Source organism: Phyllobacterium sp. MT110 (assembly GCF_058792715.1).
Genome location: NZ_JBXAFE010000001.1, coordinates 2204901 through 2219176, shown reverse-complemented (window position 1 = coordinate 2219176; position 14276 = coordinate 2204901). Strand labels below are relative to the sequence as shown.

General features: G+C 60.5%; 11 protein-coding genes. 5 read left to right on the top strand and 6 right to left on the bottom strand.

The window, feature by feature from the left end:
* Positions 1-134: 134 nt before the first annotated feature.
* The 5 genes from AC1Q5O_RS11165 to AC1Q5O_RS11145 all read left to right on the top strand — a co-directional run bounded on the left by AC1Q5O_RS11165 (position 135) and on the right by AC1Q5O_RS11145 (position 6680).
* Positions 135-938, top strand: coding sequence for an N-formylglutamate amidohydrolase (locus AC1Q5O_RS11165; protein WP_492562953.1), 804 nt, complete (start codon positions 135-137; stop codon positions 936-938).
* Positions 939-992: 54 nt separating this feature from the next.
* On the top strand, positions 993-2573 hold the full coding sequence (locus tag AC1Q5O_RS11160) for an APC family permease (protein WP_472460575.1): 1581 nt from the start codon (positions 993-995) through the stop codon (positions 2571-2573).
* An 81-nt stretch (positions 2574-2654) separates the two neighbouring features.
* Positions 2655-4025 carry a glutamine synthetase family protein gene (locus AC1Q5O_RS11155; protein WP_223612451.1) on the top strand — a complete coding sequence of 457 codons (1371 nt, stop codon included), beginning with the start codon at positions 2655-2657 and terminating at the stop codon, positions 4023-4025.
* A gap of 82 nt (positions 4026-4107) precedes the next feature.
* Positions 4108-5493: an aldehyde dehydrogenase family protein gene (locus AC1Q5O_RS11150; RefSeq protein ID WP_492562950.1), complete on the top strand. Its 1386-nt coding sequence runs from the start codon at positions 4108-4110 to the stop codon at positions 5491-5493.
* A 20-nt stretch (positions 5494-5513) separates the two neighbouring features.
* Complete coding sequence (locus AC1Q5O_RS11145; RefSeq protein WP_223612453.1) at positions 5514-6680, top strand: iron-containing alcohol dehydrogenase; 1167 nt, start codon at positions 5514-5516, stop codon at positions 6678-6680.
* An 80-nt stretch (positions 6681-6760) separates the two neighbouring features.
* Here AC1Q5O_RS11145 and AC1Q5O_RS11140 read toward each other — a convergent pair whose 3' ends face one another.
* From AC1Q5O_RS11140 to AC1Q5O_RS11115, 6 genes are all read right to left on the bottom strand, one after another.
* Positions 6761-7828, bottom strand: coding sequence for an ABC transporter ATP-binding protein (locus AC1Q5O_RS11140; RefSeq protein ID WP_223612456.1), 1068 nt, complete (start codon positions 7826-7828; stop codon positions 6761-6763).
* Positions 7829-7843: 15 nt separating this feature from the next.
* Positions 7844-8635, bottom strand: a complete 792-nt coding sequence (locus AC1Q5O_RS11135) for an ABC transporter permease (protein WP_130269636.1) — start codon at positions 8633-8635, stop codon at positions 7844-7846.
* Positions 8632-9447, bottom strand: coding sequence for an ABC transporter permease (locus AC1Q5O_RS11130; RefSeq protein WP_425350416.1), 816 nt, complete (start codon positions 9445-9447; stop codon positions 8632-8634). Before AC1Q5O_RS11130 ends, AC1Q5O_RS11135 begins: the two co-directional genes overlap by 4 nt.
* Positions 9448-9689: 242 nt before the next feature.
* Positions 9690-10793: an ABC transporter substrate-binding protein gene (locus AC1Q5O_RS11125; RefSeq protein WP_464661432.1), complete on the bottom strand. Its 1104-nt coding sequence runs from the start codon at positions 10791-10793 to the stop codon at positions 9690-9692.
* A gap of 628 nt (positions 10794-11421) precedes the next feature.
* Positions 11422-13014, bottom strand: coding sequence for a DHA2 family efflux MFS transporter permease subunit (locus AC1Q5O_RS11120; RefSeq protein ID WP_492562947.1), 1593 nt, complete (start codon positions 13012-13014; stop codon positions 11422-11424).
* 26 nt (positions 13015-13040) lie between these two features.
* Positions 13041-14219 carry an HlyD family secretion protein gene (locus AC1Q5O_RS11115; protein ID WP_464661430.1) on the bottom strand — a complete coding sequence of 393 codons (1179 nt, stop codon included), beginning with the start codon at positions 14217-14219 and terminating at the stop codon, positions 13041-13043.
* Positions 14220-14276: the final 57 nt, after the last annotated feature.

The following is a 14276-nucleotide window of genomic DNA, read 5'->3' as shown; positions in this document are numbered from 1 at the left end:
AAACTTCTTTCGGTCAAAGTCAAGAAACGCAATTTTCGCATTTGACAATTTTGTGACTTGTGTATCAAATCATACGTGAGTGGAAATAAAAATACAAAATGTAATACAAAGTACAAATTGCCGAAGAGGGCAAAATGGGATTATCGCAGGCCACGCACAGTGTCTGGGAGCCGGTCCGGGTATCCAACCCCGATGGTGGCTCGCCGTTTGTCATTCTCTGCGATCACGCTTCCAACCACATTCCCGCGCCCTATGGCCGTCTCGGCCTCGAGCCGGACGATCTGCAAAAGCATATCGCCTGGGACCCCGGCGCGCTGGGGGTCAGCCAGGGGATGGCCGCGCTGCTGGATGCGCCGCTGGTTGAATCCTGCGTATCGCGGCTGATCATCGATTGCAACCGGCCGCTCGAGGCGCGCGATCTCATCCCGGCCACGAGCGAATTGACCACGGTGCCTGCCAATACCGGGCTCGATGCGGCGGAAAGGCAGCGGCGCATCGCGCTGTCGCATCAGCCCTATCATGCGGCCATTGAAGAACTGGCACGGGACCGTGCGCGCAAGGGCTTTCCGGCACCGGTCTATGTGGCGGTGCATTCGTTCACGCCGGTCTATCGCGGGGTCGAGCGGCCCTGGCACATCGGCATCATCCATGACGAATACGATCAGGTTGCCGCACCGCTGATTGCGGGCCTGCAGGCGCTCGATCAATACTGCGTCGGCATCAATGAGCCCTATTCGCCCGCCGACCGGGTCTATTACACGCTTGAACGCCATGCGTCGGCGCAAGGGCTTGCCGCGGTGATGATCGAGATCCGCAACGATCTCATCACCACACCCAAAGAAGAAAAAGCATGGGCCGGGACCCTCTCGGCCATTTTGAAGGAAATTGCCCAGGGGCCGCTTTCCACAACCAGGAAGGCTGCAAACAGGATCGCATAAGGATTGGTATCTGACGTTAGAAATTTCTCAAAAATAACGGGGAACGTGAGTACGATGACACACCAAGATTATACCGACGTGGATAAATCGGAGGACATCAAAGTTCTCCACGGCATGGGCTATGCCCAGGAACTGGAACGGCGCATGAGCCGTTTCTCCAACTTCGCCATCTCGTTTTCGATCATCTGCATCCTATCCGGCGGCATCAATTCGCTGGGGCAGGCGACGGCGGGTGCCGGCGGTGCCGCCATCGGCATCGGCTGGCCGCTCGGCTGCCTGGTCTCGGCGGTCTTCGCCATCGCCATGGCGCAGATCAGCTCGGCTTACCCGACCGCAGGCGGCCTCTATCACTGGGGTTCGATCCTCGGCAATCGCGGCACCGGCTGGCTGACAGCCTGGTTCAACCTGCTCGGCCTGATCACCGTGCTCGGCGCGATCAATGTCGGCACCTATTATTTCTTCATCGGCGCCTTCGGCACCTATCTCGGGATCACGGATTCCATCACGGTGCAGATCATCTTCCTGATCATCCTGACCGGCGTCCAGGCCCTGGTCAACCATATGGGCATCGGCCTCACCGCCAAGTTGACCGACTTTTCCGGCTATCTGATTTTCGCCACGGCGATTGCCCTGTCGCTGGTCTGCCTCGCTTCGGCCAAGTCGTTCGAATTCAGCCGTCTGTTCACATTCGCCAACTATTCCGGCATGCCGACGCCGGCAGCGGATGGATCGATGACCGGCAGCCCCGTCTGGCCCACGAGCTCGAGCCTGTGGGTGTTCCTGCTCGGCCTGCTGCTGCCGATCTACACGATCACCGGTTATGACGCATCCGCCCATACATCCGAAGAAACCGTCAAGGCGGCGCATTCCGTGCCGCGCGGCATGGTTTCGTCGGTGCTCTGGTCGGCCGTCTTCGGCTATATCATGCTGTGCTCGTTCGTGCTGATGCTGCCAAGCATGGATGCGGCGGCGGCACAGGGCTGGAACGTGTTCTTCTGGGCGATGGGCGAACAGGTCAATCCTGTCGTCAAGAACATTCTCTACTTCCTGATCTTCATCAGCCAGTTCCTCTGCGGCCTGGCGACGGTAACCTCGGTCTCGCGCATGATTTTCGCCTTCGCCCGCGACAAGGGCCTGCCGGGATCGAGCCTGTTGTCGAAGGTCAGCCCGCAATACCGCACGCCTGTCGCCGCCATCTGGACCGGCGCCACTCTGGCGGTGCTGTTCGTCTGGGGGTCGAACATGGTGTCCATCGGTGACACGCCGGTCTATTCGGTGGTCGTTTCCTGCACGGTCATCTTCCTGTTCTTCTCCTTCGCCATTCCGATCGCGCTGGGCTTTTTCGCCTGGGGTACGCCGAAATGGAACAAGATGGGACCCTGGAACCTGGGTGAAGGCATGTTCAAGCTGTTCGCCATCCTGTCGATCCTTGCCATGGCGCTGATCTTCATCATCGGCATCCAGCCGCCGAATGAATGGGCTCTCTACATCACCGTCGGCTTCCTGGTGGTGACGGCCGCTGTCTGGTTCGGCTTCGAACGCCGCCGTTTCCAGGGCCCGCCCATCGGCGATGCCGTGGCCAAGCGTGCCGCCGAGATCGCTGCCGCTGAAAAGGCCGTCGGCGAACGCGGCTGATTGCAAAACGGGGGCGGCGGGCTCGGGCCGGCCGCCCCGTCTTTTGACCCAATCCAAATTCTGTTTGAGGATAGACAAGAAATGCCCGGACATTGGAGTTTCGACGAATTAAAGCGCCATGTAACCAATGGCGAAATTGACACGGTGCTGGCCTGCTTCGTCGACATGCAGGGCCGCCTGATCGGCAAGCGCTTTCATGCCAGCTTCTTCGTCGACTCCGCCCATGACGAGACGCACGGCTGCAACTATCTCTTGGCCAACGACATCGATATGGAGCCGGTGCCCGGCTACAAGGCGGCCAGCTGGAAACAGGGCTATGGCGATTTCGTCATCAAGCCCGACCTTTCCACCATCCGCCATATTCCGTGGCTGGAAAAATGCGCGCTGGTCCTGTGCGATATTCTCGACCATCACCATCACGAGGATCTCGCCCATTCGCCGCGCGCCATCCTGAAGCGCCAGCTGGCACGGCTGAAGGAGCGGGGCTATCTCGCCTACTTCGCCTCGGAGCTGGAATTCTATCTGTTCGACGAGACCTATGAGAGTGCGCGTGCCAAGCACTGGAAGGGCATGACCACCGCATCGCCCTACATCCAGGACTACGTGATCCAGATGACCACCAAGGAAGACGCCGTCATGCGCGCCATCCGCAACGGTCTGTTCGATGCGGGCATTCCCGTTGAAAACTCCAAGGGCGAATGGGGACCGGGCCAGGAAGAAATCAATGTGCGCTATGCCGAAGCGCTCGAGATGGCCGACCGGCATGTGATCATGAAGAACGGCTGCAAGGAAATCGCCACCCAGATGGGCAAGGCGATCACCTTCATGGCGAAATATGATTATGCGCTGGCGGGCAGTTCCAGCCACGTGCACAACTCGCTGTGGAGCGCCGATGGCAAGACGCCGCTGTTCTATGACAAGAACGCCGAACACACCATGTCGCCGCTGATGCGGCAGTGGGTGGCCGGGCAGCTGAAATATGCTGACGACTTCACCTTCTTCCTCGCGCCCTACATCAACTCCTACAAGCGCTTCCAGGCGGGCACCTTTGCACCGACGAAGAACGTCTGGAGCCTCGACAACCGGACGGCGGGCTTCCGCCTGTGCGGTGAAGGCACCAAGGGCATCCGCATCGAATGCCGCATCGGCGGGGCTGATCTCAATCCCTATCTCGCCTTTGCCGGTCTGATCGCGTCGGGTCTGGCAGGCATCGACGAGAAGCTGGAACTCGACAAGCCGTTCCAGGGCGATGCCTATGGCGGGGCGCGGTTGCGGGAAATCCCCAAGACCCTGCGCGAGGCGACCGAAACGCTGGCGAAGTCGAAGATGCTGAAGACGGCGCTCGGCGACGAGGTGGTCGAGCATTACGTGCACACCGCCAAGTGGGAGCAGTTCGAATATGACCGCCGCGTCACCGATTGGGAGTTGCATCGCGGTTTCGAACGGTATTGAAGATCACGGCAAAGGCCTGTCCCGCGGCATGCGTTCGCGGGGCGGGGCCAGCTTTTGGAAAACACAGGCTAGAGGTTTACCCATGACCGAGACGGTCAAACTGATCACCCCCATCGACGGCTCCGTCTACGCGGAGCGTCCCGTTGCAACGGACAAGGCCATCGACGCGGCCGTGGAAGCGGCAAGGCAGGCGCAGGCCGGCTGGTCGCAGACCAGCATCGCCGAACGCGGCCGGCTTTGCCTTGCGGCGCTGGATGCCTTGCTCGGCATGAACGACGCGATCGTGCCCGAGATCGCCTGGCAGATGGGCCGCCCGGTGCGCTATGGCGGCGAAAAGGGCGGCGTGGAGGAACGCACCCGCTACATGGTCGCGATTGCCGAACGGGCGCTTGCGCCGGTCATCGAAAACGACAAGCCGGGCTTTCGCCGCTACATCAAGCATGTGCCGCTGGGTGTCGTCATGGTCATTGCGCCGTGGAACTATCCGTATCTCACAGCCGTCAACACGATCATCCCGGCGCTGATGGCTGGCAATACCGTCATCCTCAAGCATGCGGCGCAGACGCTGCTCGTCGGCGAGCGCTTCGCCCAGGCTTTTGCTGCGGCCGGGCTGCCGAAGGGCGTTTTCCAGAACATCGTGTTGAACCATGCCCAGACCGAAAAACTGCTGGGATCGGGCCGGATCGACCATGTCAACTTCACGGGCTCGGTCGGCGGCGGCCGCGCCATCGAAAAGGCGGCAGCGGGCACCTTCATGTCGCTCGGGCTTGAACTCGGCGGCAAGGACCCGGCCTATGTGCTGCCGGACGTCAATCTCGACCATGCGGTGGCCAATCTGGTCGACGGCGCCTTCTTCAACTCCGGCCAGTGCTGCTGCGGCATCGAGCGCATCTATGTGCATGCGGATGTCTATGACCGCTTCGTCGACGGCTTTGTCGACCTGACCAAGCAGTATGTGGTCGGCAATCCGCTCGATGCGGCAACGACCATGGGGCCGATGGCGCAGACACGTTTTGCCGAACTCATCCGTGAACAGAAGGCGGAAGCCCTGCGCAAGGGCGCCAAGGCGCATGTCAATATGCGCGTTGCCAATGACGCAGCCGGATCGCCCTATCTTGCGCCCGAAGTGCTGACCGGCGTCGACCACCAGATGAGCGTCATGCGCGAGGAAAGTTTTGGCCCCATTGTCGGCATCATGAAGGTGCGCAATGACGAGGAAGCACTGGCGCTGATGAATGACAGCCAGTACGGCCTGACGGCGTCGCTGTGGACCACCGATACGGACCGGGCCGCCGCCATCGGCGAGCGGATCGAAACCGGTACGGTGTTCATGAACCGCTGCGATTATATCGATCCGGCGCTGGTGTGGACCGGCGTCAAAGAAACCGGCAGGGGCGCCGCCATGTCGGCCATCGGCTACGGCAACCTGACCCGTCCCAAATCCTTCCACCTGCGTGAAGCGATCTGATTTTCTGAAAGAGACACATGATGAGCAAGCTGATTTCGAAATGGAATTACCCGACCACCGTTCGCTTCGGTGCGGGCCGCATCAAGGAACTGCCCGAGGTTCTCGAGGCAACCGGCATCAAGAAGCCGCTGTTCGTCACCGATCCCGGCCTGGCCAAGCTGCCGGTGGTGGCGAGCACGCTGAAAATCCTCGACGATGCCAAGGTTCCCTACGGCGTTTTCTCCGAGGTGAAACCCAACCCGGTCGAATCCAACCTCACCGCCGGCATTGCCGTGTTCAAGAAGGGCAAGCATGACGGCGTCATCGCCTTCGGCGGCGGTTCGGCACTCGACCTTGGCAAGCTCATCGCCTTCCAGGCGGGCCAGACCCGGCCGGTCTGGGATTTCGAGGATGTCGGCGACTGGTGGACGCGCGCCAACAGCGATGTCATCGCGCCGATCATCGCCGTGCCGACCACGGCGGGAACGGGTTCGGAAGTGGGCCGCGCCGGTGTCATCACCAATGAAGAGACCCACACCAAGAAGGTGATCTTCCATCCGAAGCTTCTCCCGGCAATCGTCATCGCCGATCCGGAATTGTCGGTGGGGATGCCGGCCTTCATCACCGCCGGTACCGGCATGGACGCGCTGGCGCATTGCCTTGAGGCCTATTGCGCACCGGGCTATCACCCGATGGCCGACGGCATCGCGGTCGAAGGCATCCGCCTCGTGTTCGAAAACCTGCCCAAGGCCTACGCCAACGGCAAGGACCTGACGGCGCGCGCCCATATGATGAGCGCGGCGGCCATGGGCGCCACCGCCTTCCAGAAGGGGCTCGGCGCGATCCACTCGCTGTCGCATCCCATCGGCGCCCTGTATGACACGCATCACGGCATGACCAATGCGGTGTTCATGCCCTACGTGCTGGCGTTCAACCGCGATGCGGTGGAAGAGCGCATTGCGCGGCTGGCCAGCTATATCGGCATCAAGGGCGGGTTCGACGGCTTTGCCAAGGCGATCATCAAGCTGCGCAAGGAGCTGAAGGTGCCGCATGCGCTGCCCGGTCTGATCAAGGATCTCAACATGAGCAAGAAGCAGAAGGAACTGATCGCCGATATGGCGATTGTCGATCCGACCGCCGGCGGCAATCCGGTCAAACTGACAAAGAAAGCGGCGCTCAAGCTGCTGGATGAAGCGATTGAAGGATAGGCTCCGGCCTGCTTCAATCGTCAAATTGAAACGGGGTGCTGGCAGCAGCACCCCGTTTTGTTTTGCCGACATGATGCGGATCAGTGCTCCAGAACCAGCAGGTCCTTGGCGGCGAGGCTGACCTTGACGTCTTCGCCGGGCACCGGCGGCGGCGCGCTCGGATCATTGAATGTATCGAAGGACACGGTGTTCTGGCCGAGCGAGGCGCGGATGCGGATGACCGAGCCGAGGAAGTGCACGCTGTTGATCTTGCCGTCCAGCGTCGTCTCGCGATTGCCGGTCGCACCGCCGAGGCTCACGGCCTCCGGGCGCACGGCAAGGGAAATCTTGTCACCGGTCTTGTGGCCGTTGAGACGCTTCAGGCCGATCGACACGTCCTTGCCGTCGACGGTGATGGTGCCGGTGGCCGCATCGCGCACAACCGCATCCAGCGTGTTGAGCGTGCCGACGAAGGATGCAACGAAACGCGATGAGGGCTGGTTGTAAATCTCGAACGGCGCGCCGACCTGCTCGGCCTTGCCTTCATACATGACGACGATACGGTCGGAGATCGACAGGGCCTCTTCCTGGTCGTGGGTGACGAAAATCGTGGTGATGCCAAGCTTGCGCTGAATCGCCCGGATTTCCTCGCGCAAAGACACGCGGATCTTGGCGTCGAGCGCCGACAGCGGCTCGTCGAGCAGGAGAACCTGCGGCTTGGTGGCAAGGGCACGGGCGAGCGCCACGCGCTGCTGCTGGCCGCCCGAGAGCTGATAGGGGAAACGTTCGGCCAGATGGTCGAGCTTGATCAGCGACAGCATCTCGTGCACCGTCGCATTGATCTCCGCCTGCGGCTTCTTGGCGACCTTCAGGCCGAAGGCGACATTCTGGGCCACGGTCATGTTGGGGAAAAGCGCATAGGCCTGGAACACCATGCCGATATTGCGCTGGTTGGGCTTGAGGTTGACGACGTCCTTGCCGCCGATGCTGATCGTGCCGGATGTCGGGGTTTCGAAACCGGCGACCATGCGCAGCACCGTCGTCTTGCCGCAACCGCTGGGGCCGAGGAAGGAAATGAATTCGCCCTTCTCGATGCTCAGGTTGAAATCATGAACAACCGTCGTGGCTCCAAAACTCTTTTTCAAATGGCTGATGGTGAGAAATGACATTGGCAAGGTTCCCGATTATCGCTTGGTTGCAGCGAGGGATTTGTTGAAGCGGGTGACGACCTGGATAAGCCCCATACAAACCCAGGTTATGGCAAAGGCGATGACGGAGAGCGCCGCCGGTTCATAGGCGCGGTTGGCACCGAGCAGCTGCAGGAACGGCCCGAAAGCCGGACGGTTCAAGAGGGCTGCCATGGTGAATTCGCCGATGACGATGGCGAAGGTCAGGAACGCACCCGACAGCACCGCAATGAGCACATTGGGCAGGATGATGCGTGCCATGATGGTTATCCGGCTTGCGCCAAGGCTTTCGGCGGCTTCCGTCATGGTGCGGATGTCGATGGCGCCAAGGCCGGTATCGACGGCGCGGTACATGTAGGGCAGCGCCAGTGTCGTGTAGCCGAAGCACAAAAGGATGTTGGTGCCCATGGCTGAACCGGTCAGCGGCAGGATCGAGGAGGTGTTGTACAGCCTGATGTAGCCGAACACGATGACAATCGCCGGAATGACCAGCGGCAGCAGCGTGATGAACTCGATAAATGGCCGCCAGCCGGGCAGGCGCAGACGCACCCAATAGGCCGTCGGAACGATGAGCAGCACGCCGACGAAAATGGTGGCGATGGCCATGACGACCGAATAGGCGAACGTCGCCTGGAAGCCGGGATCGCTCAGCACGACCCAATAGGCATCGAGCGAATAGACCCCGCGCCGCATGCGCAGCGAAAACTCAAACAGGCCGATCAGCGGCAGGGCGAAATAGAGAATGCCGAAGGCGAGGGCGAGCCAGGACCAGAAACGGTTCTTCTTCATTTGAGCCACCGTTCACTGCGGGCGCGCATCCAGATATAGATGCCGTTGGAAATGCCGGTGATGACGATCATGCCGAAGGCCAGGGCATAGCCGAGCTGCGGGTCCTGCAGGACGTCGCCGCGGATCTGCGCGTAGAGGACGATCGGGACGATGCTGAGGGACGAGCCGGTCAGCGCATAGGCCGTGGCGATGGCACCGAAGGAATTGGCGAAAAGCAGGAGAATGGTGCCAAGCAGGGCAGGCCACAGGATCGGGAAGGCGACCATGCGCCAATATTGCGGCCCGGTTGCGCCGAGAATGAGGGCGGCTTCCTTCCATTCACGCTTCAGCCCGTCCAGCGCCGGCGTGATGATCAGCACCATCAGCGGAATCTGGAAGTAGAGATAGGTGATGGTCAGGCCCCAGAAACTGAGAAGATTGAAGCCGTGCGCGTAGAGATTGAACCCGAAGACGTTGACCAGGAGATAGGTGACGAGGCCCGTCCGTCCGAGCGTGAACAGAAAGGCATAGGCCAGCGGAACGCCGGCGAAATTGGAGGCGACGCCGGAAAACGTCATCATCGGCGCGCGGATCCAGCTCGGCAGGCCGCCCAGGGTGATGGCCGCGGCGATGCTGAAACCGATGAACGCACCAAGCAGCGCCGATGTCAGCGATATCTTGATCGAGATCACGTATGCATCAATGATCGATGGCTGGAACAGGTTGACGAGATTGGCGAAGGTCAGATTGCCCTGCGCATCCTGGAACGCCCCGGCGACGAGATAGATCGTCGGCAAAACCAGGAACATCACGGCAAACAGGAAGAACGGCATGACACCGAGCCAATCAAGCGACAAGCGCTTGCGCTCCTGGGTGGCGGCAGGTGGAATAGAGGAGGTGCTTGCTTCTGAAATCACACTCATGGATTTTGAAGACCGCTTTCTGAGCTGCATTATAGACGCTACCGCATCAATTGCGAAGCGAACAAACTGACCGACGGTTCAAGCAGGGCGCGCCTTGTCTCTGAAAAAGGGAATCCCCGCGGATGTTTCCACGGGGATCCGATGGTCAGAGATTACTTGACGTTGGCGCCGACAACCTTGTCCCAGCCCTTGGTGATGGCTTCCTTGGCGGCAGCCTGCTCATCAAGCGTCGGGAAGAAGGCCTTTTCGTAGGCCGCTGCCGGTGGCAGCTTGTCGAGGACTTCCTTCGGTACCTTGTTGTTCTTCACCAGATCCTTGAAGCGGGTCGGATGGCAATAGCCCTTGAGGTAGCCGATCTGGCCTTCGTCGGAATAGAGATATTCCATCCACAGCTTGGCGGCATTGGGATGCGGTGCATAGGCGCTGATGGCCTGGACATAGACACCAGCCAGAACGCCGGATGCGGGAACGACGACTTCAACCGGCGGGTTGCCCTTGAGCGTGTCGCGGCCCGAAAGCGCATTGTAGTCCCAGTTGATGATGATCGGGGTTGCACCCTGTGCCAGCGTGCCCGACTTGCCGATGACCGGAACGAAATTGCCTGCCTTGTTGAGGTCGGCAAAATACTTCAGGCCGGCTTCGGCAGCAGCAGCGCCGGGCTTGGCACCGGTCGATGCACCGGCAGCCTGTACGGCGAGAATGGCCTGGTTGGACGCACGCGGATCACCGGCAAGCGCTACTGTGTTGGCATATTCCGGCTTGAGCAGGTCGGCCCAATCCTTCGGGACATTCTTGACGATGTCGGTGTTCACTTCGAACGACATGACGCCGTAATAGTCGCCATACCAATGGCCGTCGGCATCCTTCAGTTCGGCCGGGATCGAATCCCAGGTGGAAACCTTGTAAGGCAGTGTCAGGCCGTCTTTCTTGGCATCGGGGCCAAAGGAAAGACCGACGTCGATGACGTCAGGCGCCTGCGGGCCCTTGTTGTCCTTGTTGGCCTTGATCGCTTCGACTTCGTCCTTCGATCCGGCATCCGGATTGAGTTCGTTGACGGTCAGGCCGTACTTTGCCTTGAAACCGGCAATGATATCGCCATAACCACACCAGTCGTGCGGCAACGCGATGGTCGTCAGCGATCCTTCCTTTTTCGCGGCGGCAACCAGATCAGCCGGCGCATCCGCGAACGAAAGCGTGGTGCTTGCGAACAGCAGCGCTGTCGATAGAGAGAGCAAGCGTTTTGAAGAAACAACCATTTTAACACCCCTGTTTAAGCGACAAACGTCATTGACTCTGTTTTCGACGTTCCTGCCTCCCGATATAGGGCTCTCATGTCAGTTAGATGACAGGCCTGCGAACGTCTTTTGCTGAGCAGTGGAAAGAAGTGAAACATTTTTTTGGTGGCTTAGCAATTCGCACGTGAGAGAATTATGACAGTGTCCGGACAGGCGGCTGAATTGCTCCCATAACGACAAAAAGATTGGCATGAGCGGCAGTTAGCCGAATAATGAATGTCGCATTTGATTTCCTGCGACATGCTCATCCACAAGGACCGGCCGGGGCAGGAAAAATCCGGTTAGCGGACTAACATTATTTTGCAAAAATCTGGGGAATGACCGCCCCTAATGGGGTGCTGCCGCGCTGCTTTTCCCGGCTGGATTGCCGTGCCGGATTCGGGCGGCAATTCCACCCAAATCCCGTGGGGGAAACCGGGCATTATGACGATGTGGCGGAAAGCTGCGGTGCGTGGTTCGACAAGCTCACCATGAGGGGGGATGAGGATTGCAGGGAGCCATACTCTGCAACCTTTGCAATTTGTATTGAAATCAGCCCAGCTCCCTCATGGTGAGCTTGTCGAACCACGCACCACAACCGTGAGGAATATTAGTGTCCGCCACCTCCGCCGCCCGAGGCAGCGGGTGCCGGTTTGCGCATGAGCACGGCAAAAAGCGCCAGCGAGGCGAACAGCATCGTCAGGATATAGAAGACGTCCATGAACGACATCAGCGAGGCCTGCTGGTGCACCATGCCGGAAATCCGGCTGAGTGCCGCGGACGAGCCGTCAATGCCGTGCGACTGGAAATTCCTGGCCATGCTGGCCATCAGATTCTCGGCTTCCGGATTGCCCCAGCGCACCTTTTCGGACAGCTGGGCGTAATGCTTGACACCGCGATCCGTCAAGATCGTGTTGATGACGGCAAGGCCCACGGCACCGCCGAGGTTGCGTGTCAGGTTGAACAGGCCCGAAGCGTTCTTGAGCCGGGACAGCGGCAGGGTGCCGAGCGCCAGGTTGTTGATCGGCACCATGCACAGCATCAGCGAGCAGCCGCGCAGGATCTGCGGCAGCAGCAATTCATAGAAATCCCAGTCGGCGGTGAGGCCGGTCATGGTCCAGGTGCCCGCGGCGAAACCGATGAAGCCGATCATCATCATCAGGCGCGGATCCATCCGGTTGGACAGGAAGCCGGCGACGGGCGCGGTCATGAACATGGCGAGGCCGCTGACAAACAGGGCTTCGCCGATCATCAGCGCGTCATATCCCCGGATGCGGCCGAGATACAGCGGATAGAGATAGGTCAGGCCATAGAGGCCGACGCCCATGATGAAGGAGAACACCGAGCCGAAGGCGAAATTGAGGTTCTTGAAGGCGCGCAGGTCGACGATCGGCTCCTCGGCGGTGAAGGCGCGATAGAAGAAGAGCAGCGCACCGAGGACGAGAACGATGGCGAAGAAGAAGATCGTGCTGTCCTGCAGCCAGTCATTGCGCGGACCTTCCTCGAGCACGTATTCGAGCGAGCCTAGGAACGCGCCCATGCCGGCCAGACCCCACCAGTCGAACTTGCTGAACAGCGACTTGTCGCCCTTGTCGAAGTCGATGAGGTTCCAGGCGGCAAAGGCAACGATGATGCCGGGAATGACGTTGACGAGGAACAGCCAGTGCCAGGAAAAGGCGTGGCTGAGATAGCCGCCGACGGTCGGCCCGATGGTCGGCGCCAGCGTGGCGACGAGGCCGATGATGGGCGAGACGACCGAGCGCTTGGAAGGCGGGAAGATGGTGAAGGCTGCCGCGAACACGCTGGGGATCATGCCGCCGCCGATGAAACCCTGGATGGCGCGGTAGACGATCATCTGGTCGATGTTGGTGGCCGTGGCACACAGGACGCTGGCCGCGGTGAAGCCTGCCGCCGAAATGGTGAAGAGAACGCGCGTCGACAGGAGCCGGCCGAGGAAGCCGGACAGCGGGATCATGATGACTTCAGCGATGAGATAGGAGGTCTGGACCCAGGAAATCTCGTCGGAACTTGCGCTCAAACCCGCCTGAATTTCGGCAAGCGAAGCCGAAACGATCTGGATGTCGAGAATGGCCATGAACATGCCGAAGACCATCGCCACGAAGGCGATGGCTTTCTTCGGATCGATGTGATCGGACAGCACGGCCGGTGCCGCTGGCTTTCCGCTGATGGTCGTGCTCGACATGATCTCGGGTCCGGTGCTGGTTGCGCTTACTTGGCCGGTGCCGTGCGGGTATCGACGTCAACGATGACGCTCAAGCCCGCCTGAAGCCTGCCAGATGCCAGAATGTCGGCGGGCAGGGCGATGCGAACCGGGACACGCTGGACGACCTTGGTGAAATTGCCCGTGGCATTCTCGGCCGGAAGCAGCGAGAACACGGCGCCGGATGCCGGGGCAATCGAGGCGACGGTGCCTTCAAACGTGTCACCAGAGAGCGCGTCGACCCGTACCCGGACCTTTTCGCCCGGTACGATGTCCCGCAGCTGCGTTTCCTTGTAATTCGCGTCGATATAGAGCGAATTGACGGGAACGAGGGCGGCAAGCCTCTGGCCGGGGGTGACCAGATCGCCCTTCTTGGCCGAGAGATTGCCGACAACGCCGTCGAGAGGCGCACGGATGACGGTGAAGGAGAGGTCGCGGGCGGCCTTGTCCTTGCTCAGCTGCAGCGAGGCAATCGATCCCTCGGCTTCCTTGTACTGGGCTTCGAGAACGCCGACATTGGCGACTGCCGCAGCGATCTGGGCATCGGCGGAAACGAGGTTGGCCTTGGCCTGATCCAGCGCCGCGGTGGCGTCGTCAAGCTGGGACTGGGAGGCAAAACGCGTGGCATGCAGCTGGCCGGCGCGGGTTGCGGCGGCTTCCGCATTGGTCAGGACCGCCTGTGCGGCGACCTTGCTGGCTTCGACCTGCTTGACGGATGCCTTGGCGGCTTCCGTCTGGGCCTGAATGCGCAGAAGCGTCAGGCGCTGTGTCGCGATCTGCGCCTCGGCCTGTTCTTCCGCAATGGTATAGTCGCCATTGTCGAGCGTGATCAGTGGATCGCCCGCCTTGACGCGCTGGTTGGCGACGACGTTGATCGTATCGATGTAGCCGGTGATCTTGGGGGCAATGGCGGTGATGTCGCCCTGGATGTAGGCGTCGTCGGTCGAGACCATGAAACGGCCTGTTGTCCACCATTCGTGGCCATACCAGGCACCGGCGCCGACAGCGGCGACAATGATGACGGGCAATATGAAGCGCTTCACCGAGCGTTTTGGCGGTGCCGGGGTCGCAGTGACCACGTCGTGCTGCGGGGCTTCACTTTTCACCGGTGCTTCGACTTTGGAAGCAGGGGCGGGTGCAGGGAACTGACGAATCTCAGCCTCGTTGGTGGATTTCGGCGCGGACATAGAGAGCTCTTTCTACAGATGTTCAATCCGGTAACTGATTGAACCAATCGGTTCGAT